Source organism: Nocardioides jensenii JCM 1364 = NBRC 14755 (assembly GCF_001552535.1).
GTDB lineage: Bacteria > Actinomycetota > Actinomycetes > Propionibacteriales > Nocardioidaceae > Nocardioides > Nocardioides jensenii.
On sequence record NZ_BCRJ01000008.1, the window covers coordinates 148,790 to 170,307 of the forward strand.

A 21,518-nucleotide genomic window follows, 5' to 3' on the forward strand; every position below is an offset into this window, starting at 1 on the left:
GTGATGGTCGACGTATGCGATGTGCCAGTGATCTCGGGGGTTTGCGACGTGGCTGGCGAGGCCGCGGGCGCGCTCGTTTCCGCCCCGTTCGAATGGCTCGCCCAGGCGATGGGCAATGCCGCCGCGTGGATGTTCGAGTCTGTCTGGCAGGTCTTTGACTCGACCACCATGGTCGACATCACGAGCAGCCAGTACACGAAGGTCTACAACATCCTGTTCGGAGTCGCCATCTTCATCATGCTCGGCTTCTTCATGCTCCAGGTGATCGGCGGGATGGTGCGCCGAGAACCGGCCGCGTTAACGCGCGCTGCCCTCGGTTTGGCGAAGTCGATCCTCGGATCGTTCGTCGCGCTCGCCCTGCTGGCGATCGCTCTGGAGATCACCGATCAGCTCTGCATCGGGATCGTGAACGCCGCAGGCACCAACATGACCGAGATGGGTGATCGCATCGGTCTTCTCACGGCTGGGCTCGTCGGCATCAATGTCGCGGCGCCCGGCGCTGGCGCGATCTTGACGATCTTCCTCGCGGGGCTCGCGATCGGTGCGGCCGTCATCGTGTGGATCAGCCTGCTCGTCCGGAAGGCCCTCCTCCTCGTTGCCATCGTCTTCGCACCGATCGCCCTCGCCGGCTCGAGCTGGGACCAGACTCGCGGCTGGCTCGGCAAGTGGGCGCAGTTCGTTATCGCACTGATCCTGTCCAAGGTCGTCCTCGTCGTGATCTTCCTGCTCGCCACAGCCCAGGTCTCTGCGCCCATCGACGCCGACCTGCAGTCGGTCAGCGAACCCATCGCGGGCGTCGTGCTGATGCTCATCGCAGGCTTCGCGCCGTACATGACCTACAAGGCGATCAGCTTCATGGGCTTCGACATGTACCACGCGATGTCGGCCGAGCAGGAGGCGAAGTCCGCGCTGAACCGGCCGATGCCGATCCCGATGAGCCGACGCCCGATGGCCGAGCCCGCCCAGGTCCTTGGCGGCGGTTCTGGTGGTGGTGGCGGTACGCCGCCCACACCGGCGGTGGCGCCTTCAGGCGGCGGGAGCGTGGGTGGGTCCAATGCAGCGTCAGGAGGCGGTGCAGCAGCGAGCGGAGGTGCAGCGGCGGCAGGAGGAGCTGTGGTCGGCGGCGTGATGGTCGCGCGGGAAGCTGCCAGCGCCGGACCGCGAACAGGTGCTGCCGTCGCGGGCCACGCCGATCAGCAGACAACGGCGGCCTCGCAGCCTGCGCCGCCGTCGCCGCCGGTGCCGTCCACGGCCGATTCGGTACCTGCCGGCGCCGGACGCTCAGGGAGCTGACGATGAGCACCGCAAGCGCTGGTCCGCGCGACTACGAGCTCTCGACCGTCAAGTTCTCCCGGTTGGCTCGCCGCGGTGTGCTTCTCGGGCTGTCCGCAAGCCAACTACTCGTGGTCGGCGTCGGCGCCGTCGTGTTCGTCTTCGCGCTGTACTCGGGCGGCGGTGCCGCTCTGGCGTACGCGCTTCCGATCATGGCCGTCTCAGCAGGACTCGCATGGATCGGTGTTGGCGGCCGCAAGCTCGTCGAGTGGTTCCCGATCGTCGCCCGGTGGCTGTGGCGCTCAAGCGGCGGCCAGTTGCTCTTCCGACGTCACGTCGTGAAGCCTCGGCCGGCAGGAACCCTGGCCTTGCCAGGGGACGCCGCGCGACTGCGCCAGTGGCACGACCCTGAGACCGGCGCCGCGATGGTCCAGGACCCGCACCGCTCGACGCTCACCGCGATCGTCGGCGTCACCCACCCCGCGTTTGTCCTTCTCGACCCGATCGAACAGCAGAGGCGTGTGACGAGCTGGGGACGCGTGCTCGCTACGGCATGCCGGTCGGGTCGCATGTCGTCGGTCCAGGTCATGGAGCGCACTCTCCCCGACTCGGGGAAGGGCCTCGCGGAGTGGTGGTCTCAGCACGGCGCGAACGACGAGTCCTTCACGTCAAACACCTATGCCGAACTGATCGAGCGCGCTGGGCCAGCCGGCGAGCGCCACGCGAGCACCGTGTCGATCTCGCTCGACATGAAGGCAGCCGCGCGCGCCATCAAGGCGGCGGGCGGCGGGAACCGTGGGGCGGCAGCCGTGCTGCGCCAGGAGATGGCGACGGTGACGGCCGCCTTGCGGGCCGCGGATCTCTCGCCCTCAGCATGGCTGGAGCCGGGCGATCTCGCGGTGATCCTTCGCTCGGCCTACGACCCCGTCGTTGCCGGAGCCCTGGAGCGTCACGGCGACATGGGGCGCGACCTTGCGACCGCCGGCCCGGTGGCGGTGAGCGAGAACTGGTCCAGCGTTCGAAGCGATTCCGCGCATCACTGCGTGCTCTGGATCAGCGAATGGCCGCGGTCGCTCGTCTACCCGGGATTCCTCGCGCCGGTCCTGCTCTCCTCTGGAGTCAGGCGCACCTTCACCCTGCTCTACACGCCGCTCCGCACGGACCAGGCAGCGCGAGACATCCGCAAGAAGAAGACCGAGTACATCTCCGACGCGTCCCAGCGGCAGCGCATCGGCCAGATCGAGGACGCGCAACAGAGCGCCGAATTCAACGACGTTCTCCAGCAGGAAGCCGACCTGACCGCCGGCCACGGCATCCTCCGCACCACGGGACTCATCGCGGTCAGCGCTCAGGACCCGGATGAGCTCGAGCGTGCCGTTGCCGACATCGAGCAGGCGGCGATCCAAGCGTCCTGCGAGACCCGACGGCTCTGGGGCCAGCAGGCGCAGGCGTTCTCGGCAGCTGCCCTCCCGCTCTGTCGCCAGGTCTGAACGCGCGTGCAGCCATGCACACCTGCTGATCGACACAAACGTTGATCCCGAGGAGACCCAGATGCCCACGTTCGAGAACCCCGCAGCCGACGCCGACGAAGTCCAAACCGCCCTACGCGCGCTTGCCCACGCGACCCGATCCATCGACGACCCCCGCCATATCTACTCGGTGCTCGGCTCCCTGACATCGGCTGTCGCCTCCATGAGTCAGTCGCTGCACCAGATTGCCTCGTTTCATGACGGTGGTCTGCGAAAGGGCGAGTGGGTGCCCGAGGCATCCGCGAAAGCCCGCTCAGCGTCGTACCGAGTGTCGTGGGACCTGCATCGAGCCGGAGAAATGATCCGCCAGGTAGGCGACGTCATCGCGAACGCACACGAGGCCGAGGCCATGCTTGCCTACCATCGCGAGTTTCCAGAGCACTCCCGGCCAACAACGCCCGCCGCAGATCACAGGATCGGGCTGTGAGCGGCTGGCAGGACGGCCGCCTTCACAGCGCCGTACTCGTCTCACCTCGCCGAGAGGGACGCCGTGACCGTCGATTGCGTCGTGCCGCGGCGAAGTCCCGGCTGGCCGAGGACCGCGAGACACGCAAGGCCCAGGCAAAGACCAAGTCGGATGCGCTGACTGCGGAGCGCAAGGCGACGGTCGTCCTGCCCAAGTCCGGCGATCATGGCCCGGCCGCGCTCCGCACTCCGGGGCGGCTGCGGATCCCACGCCACCAGGACACCTCCGCGACCTTGGCCGGCGCCTACCCGTTCCTGGCCGAGGGCGGCCTGGGCAGCGACGGTGTCTTCGTCGGCCAGGACCTCTACAGCGGCAGCTCGTTCGTCTACGACCCGTGGGTCCTGTACGCCCGCGGCCTGATCACCGCGCCCAACCTCGTGCTCGCCGGCATCGTCGGCTCGGGAAAGTCGGCGCTGGCGAAGAGCCTCTACACACGCTCCATTCCCTTCGGCCGACGCGTGTACGTGCCCGGCGACCCGAAGGGCGAGCACACCGCAGTCGCCGAAGCGGTCGGCGGACGGGCGATTGCCCTCGGGCACGGGATGGCCAACCGTCTGAATCCGCTCGACGAGGGTCACCGTCCCGAGTCGGTCGACGACGCTCAGTGGCTCGCCCAGGTCACGGCTCGACGTCGCGACCTGCTGGGAGCGCTGGCCGAGACCGTGCTCGACCGCCGGCTGAGTCCGCTGGAACACACCGCCATCGACGTCGCGCTGTCCGACGCGGTCCACTCGTCAGACGTGCCAGTGCTCCCTATGGTCGTCGACCGACTCCTTGCCCCGGATCGTTCGACCGACGTGGATGGTCGGCTGGCAGAGGACGGCCGACTTGTCGGGCACGCGCTGCGACGGCTGGTCGCCGGTGATCTGGCTGGACTGTTCGACGGCCCCAGCACGGTGCGTTTTGACCCAACGTTGCCGATGGTCTCCCTCGATCTGTCTCGGGTCACCGAGAACGCCACTCTGATCTCGGTCCTTATGACCTGCGCCTCGGCCTGGATGGAGTCGGCACTACTCGACCCCGCAGGTGGGCAGCGGTGGGTTGTGTACGACGAGGCGTGGCGCTTGATGTCCCATCCCGCGCTGCTGCGCCGCATGGACGCCCACTGGCGCCTTGCCCGGCACTACGGCATCGCCAACATGTTGATCTTCCACAAGCTGTCCGACCTCGACAACGTCGGCGATCAGGGCAGCGCGATGCGGGCGCTCGCCTCGTCGCTCCTCGCCAACGCCGAGACCCGGATCGTCTACCGCCAAGAGTCGGACCAGCTCGGATCGACCGCGACGGCCCTTGGGTTGACCGGGACCGAGCAGTCGCTCTTGCCGACGCTTGGCACCGGCCAGGGGTTGTGGCGGATCAAGCACCGTTCGTTCGTTGTCCAACATCAGCTACATCCGGCCGAGCTCGAATTGTTCGACACAACGGGCCGGATGAATGCGGCCACTCCCCCACACCTGCCTTCCGAGACGACCTCGAACGGAGGAGTGTGATGAGGACTCAGACTCGCGGCCTTGCCGAACGGGAAGCCAAGATCGACGCCCTGCATCAGAAGCTCACCGATGCCGTCGGCGCACTCGTCACCGGCGATGACTGGCGTCGAGCTTTGGAGTTCGCTGCCAGATTCCGATCCCGCTCCTTCAACAACACCCTTTTGATCTTCAGCCAGCACAACGCGGCGTACCAGGAAGGCCGCGTGCCCGGTCCGGTCCCGACGTACGTCGCCGGCTTCAAGCAGTGGCTGAGCCTGAACCGCCATGTTGTGAAGGGGCAGGGCGGGTACGCGATCCTTGCGCCCGTGACGGCCCGGTTCGCCTCGACGACGCCGGAGAACCCCGATTCGTGGCGACGTCTCGGTCGTGGTGAGAAGCCGCAGTGGGGCGAGTCCGTGCGCTCACGGATGATCGGACTCAAGCCCGCGCACGTCTGGGACATCTCGCAAACCGATGGCGAGCCGGTTCCCGAACCGCCACGTCCGCAGTTGCTCGAAGGCGAGGCCCCCGAGGGTCTCTGGGACGGACTCGCGGACCAGATCGTGGCTCGCGGGTTCGAGCTGCGCTTGGTCTCCACCGCTCGGTCGATCGGCGGAGCGAACGGACTGACCGACTACATCACCCACGAGGTCTCGGTCCGGATGGACATGGACGACGCCGCGCAGGTGAAGACGCTGGCCCACGAACTCGGTCACGTGATGCTCCACGGGCCCGACAACATCGACGCCGCGATGCACCGCGGAATCGCTGAGGTCGAGGCCGAGTCGGTCGCGCTCATGGTCGGGGCTGCTCATGGGCTCGACACGACGAGTTACACAGTTCCTTACGTCTCAACCTGGGCGAGCGACGTGCCCGGCAAGTCACCAGTTGAGGTCGTCCAGGCAACGGCCGACCGTGTCCGTGCTGCGTCGCTCACCATTCTCGACAACCTGCCGACCACGAAGGTCGGTGACGGGAACCCTCCCGGTCTGGACCGAGACACGCCCGCAGCCCATCGGGCACCAGCACTGGCCACGCCGCCCGCTCGGACTCACGTCGATGTCCTGGGGCGTTGACCATGCTCAACACCACGGCGCCTTACCGGCGCGACGACCATGGAAGTCTCAAGGTGCCCGTCGTGATGCCGTTGGTCGAGGTGGTCGTCAACGACTCTGGGTTTCTAGACGTCCGCCTTGACCGCGAGCCGTATGCCGCGGAAGGGACTGTGACCCGGGACGACCTCGCCAAGGTCGTGAAGTCGATCGCCGACGATCTCGGCGCACCCTTGCGTGTCGAGGTCCACGAGTCGGACGGCAACACCTTCACCGACATCGTGACTCCACGATCACGGTCCAGTGAGCGCAATGCAGCCGACCAAGCTTCGGAACTGGCCGCTGATGGCTTCCTCCCCGACGAGGAAGTGTCCATCGCCGTCATCATCGGACAACACCCCCACGGGGTCGACCCGCTGGAGAACCGCCTTCCGCCCGCTCTGCTCGCCGCGCATCGAGGCAATGTCGTACTGCTGGGGCGGACCTCTGGAACCGTCAGGGTGATCGGCGCATGAACCCCCGCGGCCAGTCCGTCGACAACGACTTGGTCAACCTCGGGCTCATCGGAATCGCCGCACTTGGCTGCCTCGCTGCCGCACTGAGACTCGCAGGCACGGTCACCGCCTGGGCAACGGGCGCCGATCTGCCAAGGCACGGCTGGGCATCCGGCTTGCGCGTCCTCGCCGACCCCGAGCAACCGGGGAGGGCGCTGGGCACGCCGGGCATGTCCCCATGGCTCTATTGGCTCGTGGTCGCCCTGATGGTCGCTGCCGTCGTCTGCGCGGTGCTGGTTGTCTGGCGACGAGTCACCGGCTGGCGTGAGCGCACCACACGTGACCCGCACCGACTCGCCGGCACTGCCACGACACGCGATGTTCGGGTGACGGCTTCAAAAAAGTCCCTCCTGGCGCGCGGCCGGACTCTCCGACCATCGCTTGACCGTCCCGACGCCCCGGACATCGGCTACCTCCTCGGGCGGGCTCACGGCACTGAGGTGTGGGCCTCGGTCGAGGACTCGATCCTTCTGCTGGGACCGCCTCGCTCCGGAAAGGGCCTGCACGTCGTCATCAACGCCATCCTCGATGCGCCGGGCGCGGTCATCACCACCGCGACCCGGCCGGACAACATCGCGGCCACGATCACTGCCCGCAGCCGTCGCGGGCCGGTGGCGGTCTTCGACCCCCAGCGTCTGGCAGACGGACTCCCGTCCGGGTTGCGGTGGTCGCCGTTGCGGGGCTGCGAAGACCCGCTGACCGCGATGATCCGAGCAACGGGCCTTGCGTCGGCGACTGGCTTGTCGACGGGAGGGGTCGAGTCGGGCGGATTCTGGGAGGGCAAGACTCGCACCGCGCTGCAGTCGCTGCTCCACGCCGCAGCACTCGACCGGCGTAGCCCCGCTGAGTTGTTCGCGTGGACTCTCTCGCCGTCAGCAGCCGCTGACGCGGTAGCCATCTTGAGCAGCAACCCACACGCCGCACCTGGCTGGGCCGACTCGCTCGAGTCGATGATCCACTCCGACCCGCGGACCCGGGACTCAATCTGGATGGGGGTCTCCCTCGCGCTGTCCTGTCTGGCCGACCCGCGCGTCCTCGACGCAGTCTCGCCAGCACCAGGTGAAGAGTTCGACCCCGCGAGCTTCCTGACCAGCAACGGCACGCTGTACTTACTCGCGACCGGTGCTGGCGCCGGCGCCTCCTGGTCACTGGTCGCGGCGTTCATCGAGGACCTCGTCGAGACGGCCCGTCACCTCGCTGCGGCCTCCCCCGGGGCGCGGCTCGATCCACCACTCCTGATGGCCCTGGATGAGATCGGCAACCTGTCACCGCTGCCGTCGATGCCGGTCCTGATGGCTGAAGGCGGAGGCACTGGCATCACGACGATGCCGGTGTTGCAGTCCCTGTCACAGGCGCGCGACAAGTGGGGTGACCACGCGGCTGGCGCGATCTGGGACGCGTCGATCGTGAAGGTCGTGCTTGGCGGGACATCGGCCGCGCGTGACCTGCAGGACCTCTCTGCCCTCATCGGCGAGCGGGACGAACGGACCGACACCATCTCGGTCGGCGACTATGGCTCGCGGTCCCTCCAACGCTCGATGCGCCGCGTGGCGGTCATGCCACCAGAGGCGATCCGCACACTGCCGTTCGGCACAGCTCTGGTCCTCCTCCGCAGCGCCCCGCCCGTGGTGACGGACCTGCGCCCATGGACCGTGCGCCGTGACGCCGAGGAACTGCGTATCGACCGGACCGCTATCGAGGCAACCCTCCGACGACGGTGAACGACATGCTGGCGCTGATCACCACTGCCGCTGCTTCTGACTTGTCACGTGCCATGCCCCTCGGTGGCCCGAAAAGCACGGATGGATCGACTGCACAGGTCGTCCCTGCTCCTGCAGTTTGGCCAACACTCGACGCGCGAGCCAGCGGTTGGCGTACGGAATCTTGGTGCACATGGCGCCCTCCAACAGAAAAACCTGAATGGAGTGGCGCCTCGCCTCTAACGACGAACGACACGTTGGCGGTATGCGCTGATGCGCCCGGCTCACCCGCATTTGTAGGTCCATGGAGCCGAAGGGACACCCTCAGATTAGCAAGACACCGCCCCGGTCGCGGCCTATCGCAGACACCTGATTTCTGAGAGCGGACGCCATCCGAGGCGTCCGCGAGATCGCAGGAGTCAGCAATGACCATCCCGACCCAGATGAGCCTCAACGGCTTCATCGCCACGGCACCCGAACTGACCAAGCCCGACACCAAGGACGCCCGGTTCTACGCCCGCGTGGGCGTCGAGCACTGGCGCAAGGAGCCCGACGGCTCGTTCACCAAGCTCGACCCGACCTTCCACAACCTCGTGATGTACGGCGAGTCTGCCAAGCGGGCCTACGCCCGATTCCGGGTTGGCGATCAGTTCGTCGCCTCGGGCTACATCACCGAGTACGAGAAGACGTGGAACGAACAGACCGTGACCCGGGAGCAGTTCGTCGCAAAGCACATCGGCCACGACACCACCTGGACCCGCTACTCGGTCGACCGGACGCCGGCGAACCAGCCCGACCCACCGGCCGATCAGTTGACCGCGGCGAATGAGCCGCCGCGAGTCGTCGGCCTTTGAGTCGGAGCAACAGCCATGCCGACTGTCGACGGCCCGCAGGAGTCACTGCTCGACCCCGACTTCGACGCGAGCATCCATCCAATGTTCAACGGCTCAGCCGAATACTCCGGGCCCGAGGAGCCGGAAGAGCCGCTCCGGCCGCTGAACTGGAACCTGCTGTCCAGCGAAGAGGCTGAAGCGGAGTGGCTGGACCTCAATGCGTGGGTGGACTGGCTTCGCTCGACCTACGGTCTCCCGCCGACGGTGATCCCGCCCTTCTGGCATCGCCATGACGAGCTGATCTGGGAGCTCTCAGCGCTGCACCTGCACTGGCTGAACACCTACGACCCCGATGGGTCGCCGTCAGCCCCGATCATGTGGCACCGCGACTTCGCCGACGCCCGCCAGCGACTGCGCGAATGGGTCGCCACCTGCGGGACCCGCCTCGACCACGACCGACCTACGCGACAGACGACTTGGCCGGGTGAAGACACCCAACCTGCCGGGGCCGAGGTCGTCATTGAGGACCGCGGCGCCGACTTCATCGAGTTCGTGGTCGAGGACGTCGCTGCTCGCCGCCGGATCGAGGAGCGGGTCCGCGCTGCCCGGGCTGGCTGATCCACAGCAGCGCCGCCGCCCAGAGCCGTCCACAGCAATCCACACAGCCGGCCCTCGATGCCGTCCTGGCAGGTGGAGTCATCAAGCGGGACTCAGGTCCCGGAATCGAAAGGAACCATTCATGTTGCTCTCTCACGCGATCACTCTCGCCGAGGCCCGATCGCACCTCGCGGCGCTTGCGAGGCGCGCGTACAACGACGAAGCATCAGCCGAGTACGAGCGCGTCCTGCTCCATCTCGACGTCATTCACGGCGACTACATCCCCGGCATCAGCGACGTCGACGACGAGGGCGCCGAGATCCTCTACGGGATCACGGAGCGTGCGATCGAGGACCTCCTGGGTCACGGTGTCGACGCGCTCCAGGTCGAGCTTCTGCTTGACATGCTCGACGCGGCCAAGGCGAAAGACATCCCCTGATGTACGCCGAGAACGGTGGCCACCTGCGCGCCGAACTCAGCACCCTGCTGCGCCAGCACCGCGTCCAACAACGCCTCGGTGGCGCCGGGAGCCACACCATCCCGGAGACCACGACGGCCGACGAACGTCGACTGCTGGGCGAGCAAATCGGGCGCTACCGCCATTCAGCGCTTGTGTGGTGCGTTCAGGCGGTCCGCGCGGCGAACCCACGGATGAACCTCCAAGGGACCAGCACCCGGACCCGCGGTCCGGCAGAGGAACTGCGCCACCGACTCGACGTGGCGATCTCTAGCTCGAGCGGATTTCCAGGTCTCGACGAGCTGACCGCCGAGCAGCCGTTCGCGATGGTCGAGTCTTGGCGGCAGGTCGCGCGGGCCGCAACGCTCGGCGAACACGACTTCGACGCCGGCCTCGGGTATGGCCGACTCTCGCAGGTCCAGTGCATGACCCTCCTCAAGGACGCCTCCGACGTGGTCCGCGGTCTCGTCGGACTCGACCGTCGCTACTCCAACATCCCGGGCTGGCGGCCGCTCAAGGAGGCCGGCTGGCTCGGCCGCGCAGCGGAGACCTGCGCGACCTTCGCCGGATACGACGAACCTGACTACACGATCGACCTCCGCGGCTGGCGGCCCCGCCCCACGCTCGTCGAGGGACCGGCCCTGCCCGGCCTGACGGGCGTACTCCAGGCCCAACACAACCTGCTCGGCCACCTTGGCGAGTTTCCCGACGCCCGCAGCCTGCGCCTCGTGCTCGACTCACAGCGCATCGTCTCCCGCGACGCCGCCACCTTTGACACGCGCGCCGCGACCGACTGGTCTCGGCGCGCGTCTACCTACCTCCGCCTCATCCGCGCCACCAACGATGTGGGTGGGATGGTCGGCAACGGCGGTCCCGCCGCGGGCGAAGCGGCCCTCGCCGCGAGTCGCATCGAGCAGTTCGCACGCGCTGTCCAGGCCGGAAATGAAGCGGCCGACTCCGGCCCTCTCCGTCACCTCGCACACCTTGGGCGCGAGATCGACGAACGCATCACGCAGGTCATCCAGCATGGAGCGCACGAGCGGCTCTACTTCGCGCGCGTCCCGATTCCGCGCATTGACACAAATGCCGGCGGCATCGTGAAGCCAACCCGCCAGCGGTACGCGCCGATCACCGCGGACATCACACCCGAGCTCGTGGAGATCGTCCGAGACGAGCTTCGCCCCAAGCCACCCGCACCTACGGCACCGAAAAGGGCTGCCGCGAGTCGCGACGACCTCGCAGCAGCCCTCGTTCATCGCCCCGAGCCCCGCAGCGCGCAGCCGGGTCTGTCGGTGTGATCAGGCGCTGAGCGCCTTGCGCCGTACGGCGGCAAGATCGCTTTCGAGCCGGTCGAGTGCGGCCTTCAGATCGTCGGCCGGTGCGACCGCCTGTAGAACGAGCATCCGAACCACCGTGGACACCGGCAGCCCGCGCTGGTCCGCGTATGCGGCCAGCTCGTCGAACTCCTCGTCGCGGAAGCGGACCTGGAGGTTCTTGGACCGCGCCGTCCCGCGGGTGACCTTCACGTGCGCGGGAAGCGGCGCGTTGGGGTCGCTCGTCGCCTCGGCTGCCTCAGCGGCTTCGGCCTCGGCTGCGAGCAAGTCCTCAATCTTGGTGCTCATCGGCTTCTCCCTCGCTCTGGTCGGCGTAGTACCGCCGGTCTCTCTGGTTCGCTGTCCATCCGTTTACGCCGTACTCGATCCCGTCGTTCTCCAGCACGATCACGGTGATCACATCATCTGCAGTCACCGAGAATCCGATGATCCTGACGCTCTTGCCGCTCTCGCTGTTGTAGTCAGGGTCGATGACGACCCGGTTGGGGTCTTCGAGCGCTTCGTCCGCGATCGCTGGCGTGACGCCGTGCTTACGTTTCATGTAGGCGCCGCGCTGTGACCAGTCGACGCGCTCGAACACTCGACCATCGTAATGCATTGCATTACGATGCGGAAGAGGTGTCGGTTCCACGATGTCGTCGTTCATGGCTGCTCCTTCGATCGCTTCGGAGCAAGCGACTCCAGGATCTCGGCCGTCACAGGATCGACTGCCTCGTCGGGCTGGATGTAGTGCTCCTTGGTGATCTTCGACGAGGTGTGACCGAGCAGTTCGGCAGCGAGGTCCGGCCCACTTGCCCGGTCGAGAACGGTCGCGACCGTGCGGCGGAAGGCGTGCGGAGTGACCGCGTCGATCCCGGCTTCCGAAAGCACTGCCCGCAGGCGCCGACGGATGTTGTTGGTCGTCAGCGGCGTGCCGTTGCGGGTGAAGAACAGCAGGTGATCCGGCGCCTCGGGACCGACGACGACGAGTCTCTGCCGGATCACCTCGGCCGCGAAGCTTGGGACCGACACCACACGGGTCGACTTCTGTGTCTTCGGGTGAGCCTGTCGGTACGTCGGCTTGCCTGTCGGCGACACGATCGTGCCGCAGATCCGCACCGTGGCCGGCGACACGGTGACGTCGACATCACACTTGCGGATCGCGAGCACCTCGCCGATGCGGGCAGAAGTGCCCAGCATGACCTCGATGATCTGCTCCAACTGACCGTCCGGTGGCGGCCCCGGCGTTCCCGGCGCGCGGCGCCAACCTCGTGCGGCGTCTCGGATGGCGTCGACTTGCTCAAGAGTCAGCGCCATGGTCTGCGACGGCGGCTTGTGCATCCTGGCAATCCCGCGGACCGGGTTCTCCTTCAAAGCGTCGTACCGGACTGCCAGACCGAAGGCGAGGCTGAGGACCGTCCGAGCCTGCTTGGCCGTGCTGTAGCTCTTGGTGGACGCAAGCTTCTTGATGAACTGGTCGACCTTCCGCACATTGATCTCACGGAGGGTGTGGGACTCGAAGGCCGGCATCACGAGTTGGCGCATGTTGCGCTCGTAGAGCGCGCGTGTGCTCGGCGCAAGCTTGTCGGTGAGATCGAGATCCGCGAGCCACACCTCGACAAGCCGACCGAACGTACTGTCTCCCGACAGGTCTCGGCTGCCGGCGGAAAAGCGATCGCGACGCGTGAGCTTCTGCTTGAGTGCTCGCTCCGCAGACTTGCGACTGTCTCCCGTCGCTTGGACGAGCCGAAGCTGTCCATCGTCGTCGCGGAAGCGCACGCGCGCCTTGATCCTGCCGTTGGACGCAGGAACGTAGGTGAACTCGCCGAACGTGCCGATCGCTGTGCGTGGACGTCCCATCTCAGGTCACCGTCCGTCCCTGTGCCCGCCGGGCCGAACCTCGCGCTGGGCCTCGATCCAGGCGAGCACGTCGCTCTGAATGAACTTCACATGACGCCCGACACGGACACCGCATGGACCCTTGCCGTCGACACGCCAGTCGTAAATGGTCGTGACTGGCACCCCGAGGTACTCCGCAAGGTCCTCGATGCTGAGCAGCGGGTCGAGCCCACTGAGTGGATGCGTTTGGGTCTTCATGACCAGTAGGTGGGCCGGACGCTCCGAGCCGCTCCATGGCGTCCCGTGACACTCCAAGGCAACTGGGCAAGCGGCCCGCGGACGGCACCTGCTGAACAGGTAGATGATGACTTTGTGATGACCGAGTCAAGTTAGAAAGCTTTCAGGCTCGGTTCCCCAGAGGGAACCGAGCCTGAATTTTGTAGCGGGGGCAGGATTTGAACCTGCGACCTCTGGGTTATGAGCCCAGCGAGCTACCGAGCTGCTCCACCCCGCGCCGGTGAACAGAACCTTACGCGACGTGGTGCGCTCACTCAAATCGGGGGGCTACTCCCCCTTCTTCGGCGTCTCCTCGACCGCTTGGTTGGCCGCGACCAACGCCTGCGCCACCAGCGCTTCGGCCTGCTTGGTGGCCGTGCCGTAGGCCGCGAAGTCGCCCGCCTTGAGTGCCTCCTCGGCCTCCTTGAACCTGGCGTCGGCCCGCTCCAGCAGGGCAAGCACCTGTTGCGAGAGCGTCCCGGTCGGCTGCCCGCCGCCGTTCCCGGTGTCGGTGCCACCGCCGCCCTTGCCGCCTGCGCCCTTGTCGATGGAGCTCTCGTTGATCTCCAGGACCTTGGCGACGGCCTCCGCCAAAGTCTTCCCGATGCCCCGCTTCTCCCCGAACGAGACGAGAACGTAGGACAGCACCGGATAGTTGGCTGTGCTGGCGCCACTGCGGATCGAGTAGACGGGCTGTACGTAGAGCAGCCCCTTGCCCACGGGCAAGGTCAACAGGTTGCCGTACTGAAGACGCACGTTGGAGTTCTTCGACAGCTTCTCGAGCTCCCCCTGAATCGCGGAGTCCGAGCCGAAACGGCCGGCGATCTGGCCGGGCCCGGCGATCTGGATGTTGTCCGGCAGCGCCAGGACGCGCAGCGTCCCGTAGCTGGGGAGGGAGGCATCGGCGTCGACCGAGACGAAGGCGCTCAGGTTCTGTCGCTTGTTGGGCACGTAGACCGACGTCAGCGAGAACACCGGGTCCTCACCGCTGCTCGGCGTACGGATCGAGAGACGGTACGGCGGCTGCAGGGTGCCCGCCTTGCTCGGGTCCTCGGGCACCTGCCAACGCGCCTTGCCCTCGTAGAAGCTCTTGGCGTCGGTGACGTGGTAGGCACCGAGCTGGTAGCGCTGCACCTTGAACATGTCTTCGGGATAGCGCATGTGCTCGAGCAGCTCGGCGGGAATCTCGTCCTTGTCCTTGACGGTGCCGGGGAAGGCCTTGCGCCAGGCCTGGAGCAGCGGGTCGTCCTCGTCCCACGCGTAGAGCGTGACCGTGCCGTCGTAGGCATCGACGACGGCCTTGACCGCGTTGCGCATGTAGTTGATCTCGTCGGTCGGCAACGTGCGGAACTCGTTGCCCTCGTCGAGCGAGTCGCTGGTCATCTCCTGGTAGGAGCCCCGCTCCGAGAGCGGGTACTGGTCGGTGGTGGTGTAGCCGTCGAGCAGCCACACGACCTTGCCGTCCACAACGGCCGGGAACGGGTCGGAGTCGACGGTCAGCCAGGGCGCCGCCTTCTCGACCATCTGTCGCGGATTGCGGTCGTAGAGGATCTTGGACTTCTCGTTGACCCGACCTGAGAGCAGGATGTTGGGCTCGCCGAACTTCCAGGCGTAGAGCAGCTGGTTGAACGTGCTACCGACGTCGACGCCGGCCTTGCCGGTGTAGGTGTTGCGGCTCTCGTCGGAGCCGGGCAGGTCGAGCTCGACGTCCTTGTCCTTGTCGTCGGCCTTGCCGACGATGGAGTAGTTGGGGCTCTGCTCACCGAAGTAGATCTGACCGCGGTAGCCGTCGGGGGTGAGGTCGGTGAGTTCACCGGTGGGCGGGATGCTCTCCTCGGCCCATTCGGGTGTCTCTCCCGTGGACTGCGCGTCGTTGTCGGCGTCGCGCTGGTTGCTGAACGCCGCGATCACGCCGTAGCCGTGGGTGTAGACCGTGTGCAGGTTCGACCAGTTCTTGCTGTCGTCGGGCAGCCCGTCCTGGTTGATCTCGCGGACGCCGATCACGACCTCGCGCTCCTGGCCCTCGATCATGTAGCGGTCGACGTCGAGCACGTCGGCGACGCTGTAGTAGTTCGTCACCTGCTGGGTCTGCTCGAAGGTCGAGCGGATCAGCGACGGGTCGACGAGCCGGACGCCGGGGAGGGTCCTCTTCTCGACGTCCTGCTGCTCCTTGGTCAGGGTCGAGGTGCCGGCGAACGGAGTGATCTTGGCGTCGTCGATGCCGTACGCCTCCCGCGTGGCGTCGATGTTCTTCTCGATGTACGGCGCCTCCTTGTCGGCCTGCGACGGCTCGACCTGGAACTGCTGCACGATGCCGGGCCAGATCAGACCGAGCAGGATCGAGGAGAGAGCCATCAGGCCCAGGCCGACCGACGGCAGCAGCCACGTGCGTCGTACGACGTTCGCGAAGAAGAGCATCGCGCAGATCAGCGCGATGAACATCAAGATGTTCTTGGCGGGGAGCACCGCGTTGTCGTCGGTGTAGTTCATCCCGGTGATCAGCGACCCGCCCTCATTGAGGACGTCGAACCGGTCGAGGTAGTAGTCGATGCCCTTCACCAGCACGAAGAGACCGAGCAGCAGGGACAGCTGGGCCGCGGCCGCTCCGGAGAATCGGTCCGTCGAGGACTGGAGGCGGATGCCACCGTAGAGGTAGTGCACGACCGCGGCGGCCAGCAACGTCACGATCAACACGGCCATCGAGAAGTCCACGATGAAGTGCAGCCAGGGCAGGTCGAACACGTAGAACCCGATGTCCTTGTGGAAGTAGGGGTCCTCCTTGCCGAAGTCACCACCATTGCGCCACAGCATGTATTCACGCCACTTGCCCGATGCGGTGGCGCCAGCGAACGCGCCGATCGCCAGCGAGACCCCGACCAGCAGCAGGATGCGGATGGGGTTGACCGCCTCGCGGTAGCGATCGAGGCTGACCTGCTCCGGCGAGGCCGGGCGGAAGATCGGCCGGTAGCGGAACGCGGCGCCGAGGTTGATCGCCACGGCCAGCGCCATCACCAGGCCGAAGACCAGGAACAGCCCGATCCGGGTGCGCACCATGGTGGAGAACACCGTGCCGTAGCCCGTCGAGTCGAACCAGAGTCGCTCGGTCCAGAAGGCGGTGAACCCGGTGAAGGCGAGGAACAGCGCCACCACGACGGCCAGCGTGATCCACAACGCCCTCGCCCGCGAGGGTCGTCTGGGCTCGTCCTGGCGGGTGTCGCCGGCGTCGTCGTCGTACATGTCACTCATGTGCGTATCTCCTCGTCGGGGTCGACCTCGAGGGTCGCCCGCAACAGCTCCACCAGTTCAGGGACAAGTTCGTTGCCGCCCACCACGGACTGCTGGTCGTCGTGGGCTCGCAGCCGCAGGGCACAGTAGGTCGCCCCGGCTCGGGTGACTCCCGCGACGATGCGCACCTCCTGGCGGTCGGGGTGCTCGGCGGCGAAGGCCTGCGCCTCGGCCGGGTCGTCAGGAATCTGGCCGTCGGCGCTCGGCGGCAGCACCAGACGTTCGACCACGGCGGCACAACCGTGCACGGTGTCGGGCCACAGGATCGAGGACAGCACGGTCTCGAAGGGCAGGGCAGCGTCGAGCTCCTGCTCGATGGGCGTGAAGGAGCCCTCGGCACTGGACTCGTCGAGCCCCATCGCCGCGGCCAGGGCCGGCTCCTTCACAACCAGGCTGGCAGTCTGCACCAGCGCATAGAGCCGCGACTTCTGGTCCCACCCGTCCACCGCTGCGTGCGACTCGATCTCCAGCACGGCCGCGGCCAGGGCCGGGTCTGGCAGTTCGCCGTCGATCTCGCTCACTTGGTCTCCTTCTCGCACGAGGGCAGGGGGGCATCAGGGTCCTTGACCCACGTCTTGATCGAAGAGATCGCGTCCTTCAGCGTCTTCACGCGGACCAGGCGGACGTCGCCGTTCTCGGCACCCAGGGCCTCGTCGCAGTTGTCGGAGGGCACCAGGAACAGCTCGGCTCCGGCATCGCGCACTGCGGGGATCTTCTGCTGGATGCCACCGATCGAACCGACCTCGCCGGTGTCGGTGATCGTGCCGGTGCCGGCGATGTTGCGCCCGCCGGTCAGCGATCCCTTCGTCAACGTGTCATAGATCGCGAGCGAGAACATCAGCCCCGCGCTCGGTCCGCCGATGCGGGGGTCGATGTTGATCGAGACGTCGAAGGGGAAGGTGTAGCCGGCTCCGGGCAGGATGCCGACCCGCTTGCGCTTGTCGACCAGGGCCGGCGCGACCTTGACGGTGACCTTCTTCCGGTCCCGCAGCAGGTCGAACGTGATCGGCTCGCCGACGTCGGCCTTGCCGACGAGGTCGACCACCTGACCGGGCGAGTTGACCTTGGTGCCGTCGATGGCAAGGATCCGGTCGCGCACCTTGAGCTTGCCGTCGGCGGGCAGGCCCTTCTCCACGTTGTAGATCTCCACCGCAGGCTTGATCGTGTAGCCGAGCTCGCGCAGTGACGCGGCGACCGCGTCGTCCTGGGAGCTGGTCATCATCAGGGCCGACTCGAGCTGGCTCGACTCCTCGGTCTCCTCCTCCTCGTAGACCGCGGAGTAGGGCTGCACGGCCTCGTCCTTGCTCAACCAGGCCTCGATCGCAGCGAACACGCTCACCGACTCGCCCGCGCGGGTGACCGAGACCGTGGTCATCCGCAGCGTCCCGTCGTCGTAGTAGGCCTTGTGGCCGTTGACCTGGATCCGCTCCTGGCCACCGGCCTCGGAGAGCATGTCGACGGTGACGCCCGGCTGGAAGGTCACGTAGGGAATCGGGACCAGGGCGGCAGTGAGCCACAGCGCCACCAGCAACGGGACGGAGATGGCAATAGCCAGGGTGCGCCGACTCATGCCGCCAACCTTCTCATCCGGGCGAAATCAGTCGGCGTGGTGGCCGGGTGCACCTAGGCGGTGCGGCGATCGTCCCGGCTGCCCGACGGGCGGACGGCGATGCCGGTGCTGCGGTCGCGCGGACGGCTCGCTGCGGGCCCGGGTCGAGACAGGGCGGGGTGGTCCTTGCGCAGCGCCCGCTCGAGTCGCTGGGCAGCCACGTCCCGGTCGACCTCGCCCCGACCCTCCCGACCCAACCACGTGATCCAGAGCATGGCCAGGATCGTGATCACCGCCGGCGGAGCCAGCCACCACAGAATCTCCACACCCCCAGCGTGCCATGCGAGGGCGTCCGATCGCCGAAGACTTTCAGGGAGACCACGCACGATTTCCCGAGATCAGCGGCTCAGGGCGACCCGACCCACTCCTGGTCGCCGTCGGCGAAGAGCTGATGCTTCCAGATCGGGACCTCGGCCTTGAGCCGGTCGATCAGCACCCGGGAGGCGGCGTACGCCGTGTCGCGGTGAGCCGCCGCGGCCCCCACGATCACCGCGGCGTCCCCGATCGCGAGAGACCCCACGCGATGGACGGCGGCGAGCGCGATCACGTCGTGCTCGGCGGCCACGGAGGCGCACACCTCGGCCAACCGCTGCTCCGCACTGGGGTGGGCGGCGTACTCCAGGCCGGTGACGCCACGGCCGCCGTCGTGGTCGCGGACCCGACCGACGAAGAGGTTGAGTCCCCCCGCGGTCCGGTCGCCCAAGGCGTCGAGCACCTCGTCGACATCGAGGGCCTGCTCACGCAGGGCCACCAACCGAACGCGTTCGCCAGAAGCAGAAGCCATGCCGAAACCCTATTCCCCTCTTGGCAGCCACCAGTGACCGAGTAGTTTGGGGACATGACTGACGACCCCGCCGAGCAGCCCGAGAACCCGTTCAAGGGCACGCCGTTCGAACAACTCTTCGGCGCGTCCGGCATGCCCGACCTCTCCGGTCTGATGAGCCAGATGCAGGCCATGATGACGCCTCACGAGGGCTCGGTGAACTGGAACCTGGCCGGTGACATCGCCCGCCGAGCGGTCGCCGAGAGCCCTGACCCCACACCCTCACAGCGTGAACAGGACGCCGTCGCGGACGCCGTGCGCCTGGCCGACCACTGGCTCGACGAGGCCTGCGAGTTCCCCTCCGGTGTGCAGTCGACCGCGGCCTGGAGCCGCGCGGAATGGATCGAGTCCACACGTGAGGTCTGGAAGGTCCTCGTCGATCCCGTCGCCGAGCACGTCGTGGCCGCCATGGGTGACGCCCTCCCCGAGGAGGCCCGCCAGATGGCCGGTCCACTGATCGGCATGCTCGGCCAGATGGGCGGAGCCATGTTCGGCAGCCAGGTCGGTGCCGCCCTCGGCGGGCTCGCCGGCGAGGTGCTGACCGCCTCCGACATCGGACTCCCCCTCGGCCCCGCCGGTCGCGCAGCACTGGTCCCCTCGAACGTCGCCGCGTTCGCCGAGGGCCTCGACGTCCCCGCCGACGACGTACGCCTCTATCTGGCGTTGCGCGAGGCCGCGCACCAGCGGCTGTTCGCCCACGTCCCGTGGCTGCGAGAGCACCTGATCTCGGCGGTGGCCGACTACGGTCGCGGCATCGCGATCGACACCTCGGGCATCGAGGAGCAGATGCGCAACCTCAACCCCTCCGACCCGACGGCGATCCAGGAGGCTCTCGAGGGGGGCCTCTTCGAGCCGAAGCAGACGCCCGCCCAGGAGGCCGCGCTCCTGCGTCTCGAGACCACGCTCGCCCTGGTCGAGGGCTGGGTCGACGAGGTCGTCGGCCAGGCCACGACGGAGCGGATGCCCACTGCGGTGAAGATGCAGGAGGCCGTACGCCGACGCCGGGCCGCGGGTGGTCCCGCCGAGGAGACGTTCGCCGCGCTGGTCGGGCTCGAGCTGCGCCCGCGGCGCCTGCGCGACGCCTCGACCCTGTGGGGCTCACTGCGGTCCCGGCACGGCACCGACGCCCGCGACTCTGTGTGGCTGCACCCCGACCTCCTGCCGACGGCGGCCGACCTCGACGACCCGCTCGGCTTCCGCGAGGAGACCGCCGAACCCCTCACCCCCGCCGACGATGACTTCGACGCCGAGCTGGCGAAATTGCTCGACGAGGGCTCCGACGGGGGCAACACCGAAGGCGCGTCCGGCGACGAACCACGCGAGTGAGGTCCCTGCACGCCGACGCCCTGGCCGTGCTGGGTGCCTGGTCTGCACCCGACCCGGAGCAGGAGCGCCACCGACGGCGCATCGTCGCGCACCTGGAGCGTCACCCTGACGGGATGTCGCGTTCCTGCTTTCCCGACCACGTCACGGCCGGCACCCTGGTCGTCTCGACCGACGGCACCGAGGTGCTGTTGAACCTGCACGGCAAGGCACGGCAGTGGTTCGCGTTCGGTGGGCACTGTGAGGACGGGGACGCGACGCTCGCCGAGGTGGCTCACCGGGAGGCCCTCGAGGAGTCCGGGCTGCCCCGCGTCGACTTCGACCCGCTGCCGGTGCAGCTGGACGAGCACGCCGTCCCGTTCTGCGACGCCCGCGGCACCGTGGCCCATCTCGACGTCCGGTACGTCGCCGTGGCGCCACCGGGCGCCCACCACGCGGTCAGCGACGAGTCGCTCGACGTGCGGTGGTGGCCGGTGGACGCGCTGCCCGACGGCATCGGCTCCGACATGCGTGAGCTGATCGAGCTGGCCCGGGCCAGACTCGCTGCCGGCTGAGCCGCGGCCGGACACCGAGCCCGGACTCGTCGTCCCGCCCTACTCGTCGAGCTCGCTGGAGGGCGGCTCCATCTCCGAGGCCGCCGAGTAGCCGAGGAGGTAGCCCCTGGCCCGTTCCGACTTCGGGTAGTGCGCCACCCAGGCCCAGAACTTCTCGTTGTGGCCGTGCTCGATCAGGTGGGTGAGCTCATGGATCAGCACGTAGTCGACCACCCAGGACGGCATGCCCTGCAGTCGCGAGGACAGACGGATCGAGCGGTCTCCCGGCGTGCACGACCCCCACCGGGTGGTCTGGTTCTCGACCCAGCGCACCGAATCGGGCACGGCCAGGCCCCCGAGGTAGCGCTCGGACAAGTCCGCGGCGCGGCGGGCCAACTGCTCGTCGGAGGGCCGCCGACGCTTCTGCTGCCGGTCGAGCCGGGCCACCATCGTCTCGACCCACTCGGCCTCCTGGGCCCGGCTGAGCGAGGCCGGGATCAGCACCACGACCTTGTCGCCGTCGCGGTACGCCGACACGGTGCGGCGGCGCCGCTTCGAGCGGCGCACCTCGATCTCGGGATCCCCCAT

23 protein-coding genes and 1 tRNA gene are annotated in these 21,518 nt (G+C 67.6%); 13 read left to right on the top strand and 11 right to left on the bottom strand.

The genetic code is table 11. The annotated features are described in order from the left end of the window. Window positions 1-3 precede the first annotated feature (3 nt). The 11 genes from NJ4_RS04980 (at window position 4) to NJ4_RS05030 (ending at window position 11,227) form a co-directional block, all read left to right on the top strand. Complete coding sequence (locus tag NJ4_RS04980) at window positions 4-1,293, top strand: conjugal transfer protein TrbL (RefSeq protein ID WP_067431073.1); 1,290 nt, start codon at window positions 4-6, stop codon at window positions 1,291-1,293. Between the two features lie 2 nt (window positions 1,294-1,295). Continuing rightward, window positions 1,296-2,762: an SCO6880 family protein gene (locus tag NJ4_RS04985; protein WP_067431076.1), complete on the top strand. Its 1,467-nt coding sequence runs from the start codon at window positions 1,296-1,298 to the stop codon at window positions 2,760-2,762. 61 nt (window positions 2,763-2,823) lie between these two features. Beyond that, window positions 2,824-3,228, top strand: a complete 405-nt coding sequence (locus tag NJ4_RS04990; RefSeq protein ID WP_067431079.1) for a hypothetical protein — start codon at window positions 2,824-2,826, stop codon at window positions 3,226-3,228. Next, a complete protein-coding gene (locus NJ4_RS04995; RefSeq protein WP_067431083.1) occupies window positions 3,225-4,757 on the top strand; it encodes a VirB4 family type IV secretion system protein in 1,533 nt (510 codons plus the stop codon). The genes NJ4_RS04990 and NJ4_RS04995 overlap by 4 nt, the downstream gene beginning before the upstream one ends. Continuing rightward, the gene (locus NJ4_RS05000) at window positions 4,757-5,812 is read left to right on the top strand and encodes an ArdC-like ssDNA-binding domain-containing protein (RefSeq protein ID WP_067431085.1); all 1,056 of its coding nucleotides are present in this window, start codon (window positions 4,757-4,759) and stop codon (window positions 5,810-5,812) included. The genes NJ4_RS04995 and NJ4_RS05000 overlap by 1 nt, the downstream gene beginning before the upstream one ends. 2 nt (window positions 5,813-5,814) lie before the next feature. Next, window positions 5,815-6,303 (top strand): hypothetical protein, encoded by a 489-nt coding sequence (locus NJ4_RS05005; protein ID WP_067431087.1) that lies wholly within the window; start codon window positions 5,815-5,817, stop codon window positions 6,301-6,303. Beyond that, complete coding sequence (locus NJ4_RS05010) at window positions 6,300-8,063, top strand: type IV secretory system conjugative DNA transfer family protein (protein WP_067431090.1); 1,764 nt, start codon at window positions 6,300-6,302, stop codon at window positions 8,061-8,063. Before NJ4_RS05005 ends, NJ4_RS05010 begins: the two co-directional genes overlap by 4 nt. A 404-nt stretch (window positions 8,064-8,467) precedes the next feature. After that, entirely contained in the window at window positions 8,468-8,896 is a 429-nt protein-coding gene (locus tag NJ4_RS05015; RefSeq protein WP_067431093.1) for a single-stranded DNA-binding protein, read from the top strand. Window positions 8,897-8,977: 81 nt separating this feature from the next. Further along, window positions 8,978-9,493: a hypothetical protein gene (locus NJ4_RS05020; protein WP_157550755.1), complete on the top strand. Its 516-nt coding sequence runs from the start codon at window positions 8,978-8,980 to the stop codon at window positions 9,491-9,493. 121 nt (window positions 9,494-9,614) lie between these two features. After that, window positions 9,615-9,911 carry a hypothetical protein gene (locus NJ4_RS05025; protein ID WP_067431099.1) on the top strand — a complete coding sequence of 99 codons (297 nt, stop codon included), beginning with the start codon at window positions 9,615-9,617 and terminating at the stop codon, window positions 9,909-9,911. After that, window positions 9,911-11,227: a hypothetical protein gene (locus NJ4_RS05030; RefSeq protein ID WP_067431102.1), complete on the top strand. Its 1,317-nt coding sequence runs from the start codon at window positions 9,911-9,913 to the stop codon at window positions 11,225-11,227. The genes NJ4_RS05025 and NJ4_RS05030 overlap by 1 nt, the downstream gene beginning before the upstream one ends. On the opposite strand, the gene NJ4_RS05035 is transcribed toward NJ4_RS05030, so the two are convergent. The 10 genes from NJ4_RS05035 to NJ4_RS05080 all read right to left on the bottom strand — a co-directional run bounded on the left by NJ4_RS05035 (window position 11,228) and on the right by NJ4_RS05080 (window position 19,035). After that, complete coding sequence (locus NJ4_RS05035) at window positions 11,228-11,551, bottom strand: hypothetical protein (RefSeq protein ID WP_217996756.1); 324 nt, start codon at window positions 11,549-11,551, stop codon at window positions 11,228-11,230. It lies immediately after the preceding gene. Beyond that, window positions 11,535-11,909, bottom strand: a complete 375-nt coding sequence (locus NJ4_RS05040; protein ID WP_217996757.1) for a BrnT family toxin — start codon at window positions 11,907-11,909, stop codon at window positions 11,535-11,537. Before NJ4_RS05040 ends, NJ4_RS05035 begins: the two co-directional genes overlap by 17 nt. Beyond that, entirely contained in the window at window positions 11,906-13,102 is a 1,197-nt protein-coding gene (locus NJ4_RS05045) for a tyrosine-type recombinase/integrase (protein WP_067431104.1), read from the bottom strand. The genes NJ4_RS05040 and NJ4_RS05045 overlap by 4 nt, the downstream gene beginning before the upstream one ends. 6 nt (window positions 13,103-13,108) lie before the next feature. Beyond that, window positions 13,109-13,339 carry a helix-turn-helix transcriptional regulator gene (locus tag NJ4_RS05050; protein WP_067431106.1) on the bottom strand — a complete coding sequence of 77 codons (231 nt, stop codon included), beginning with the start codon at window positions 13,337-13,339 and terminating at the stop codon, window positions 13,109-13,111. A 182-nt stretch (window positions 13,340-13,521) separates the two neighbouring features. Further along, window positions 13,522-13,595: transfer RNA gene (locus NJ4_RS05055), tRNA-Met, on the bottom strand. Window positions 13,596-13,645: 50 nt separating this feature from the next. Beyond that, complete coding sequence (locus tag NJ4_RS05060; RefSeq protein WP_082748182.1) at window positions 13,646-16,603, bottom strand: UPF0182 family membrane protein; 2,958 nt, start codon at window positions 16,601-16,603, stop codon at window positions 13,646-13,648. After that, window positions 16,600-17,163: a PPA1309 family protein gene (locus NJ4_RS05065; protein WP_245644461.1), complete on the bottom strand. Its 564-nt coding sequence runs from the start codon at window positions 17,161-17,163 to the stop codon at window positions 16,600-16,602. Before NJ4_RS05065 ends, NJ4_RS05060 begins: the two co-directional genes overlap by 4 nt. After that, window positions 17,160-18,212, bottom strand: coding sequence for a YlbL family protein (locus NJ4_RS05070; protein ID WP_067431109.1), 1,053 nt, complete (start codon window positions 18,210-18,212; stop codon window positions 17,160-17,162). Before NJ4_RS05070 ends, NJ4_RS05065 begins: the two co-directional genes overlap by 4 nt. 53 nt (window positions 18,213-18,265) lie before the next feature. Beyond that, entirely contained in the window at window positions 18,266-18,517 is a 252-nt protein-coding gene (locus NJ4_RS05075) for a hypothetical protein (RefSeq protein ID WP_245644462.1), read from the bottom strand. An 80-nt stretch (window positions 18,518-18,597) separates the two neighbouring features. After that, on the bottom strand, window positions 18,598-19,035 hold the full coding sequence (locus NJ4_RS05080) for a molybdenum cofactor biosynthesis protein MoaE (protein ID WP_067431112.1): 438 nt from the start codon (window positions 19,033-19,035) through the stop codon (window positions 18,598-18,600). A gap of 54 nt (window positions 19,036-19,089) precedes the next feature. On the opposite strand from NJ4_RS05080, the gene NJ4_RS05085 reads away from it, so the two are divergent. Both NJ4_RS05085 and NJ4_RS05090 read left to right on the top strand, forming a co-directional pair. Then, window positions 19,090-20,400 carry a zinc-dependent metalloprotease gene (locus NJ4_RS05085; protein WP_067431115.1) on the top strand — a complete coding sequence of 437 codons (1,311 nt, stop codon included), beginning with the start codon at window positions 19,090-19,092 and terminating at the stop codon, window positions 20,398-20,400. Continuing rightward, a complete protein-coding gene (locus NJ4_RS05090; RefSeq protein WP_067431118.1) occupies window positions 20,397-20,951 on the top strand; it encodes an NUDIX hydrolase in 555 nt (184 codons plus the stop codon). Before NJ4_RS05085 ends, NJ4_RS05090 begins: the two co-directional genes overlap by 4 nt. A 39-nt stretch (window positions 20,952-20,990) precedes the next feature. Here the strand turns inward: NJ4_RS05090 and NJ4_RS05095 are convergent, their stop codons facing one another. Further along, window positions 20,991-21,518, bottom strand: coding sequence for a M48 metallopeptidase family protein (locus NJ4_RS05095; protein WP_067431121.1), 528 nt, complete (start codon window positions 21,516-21,518; stop codon window positions 20,991-20,993).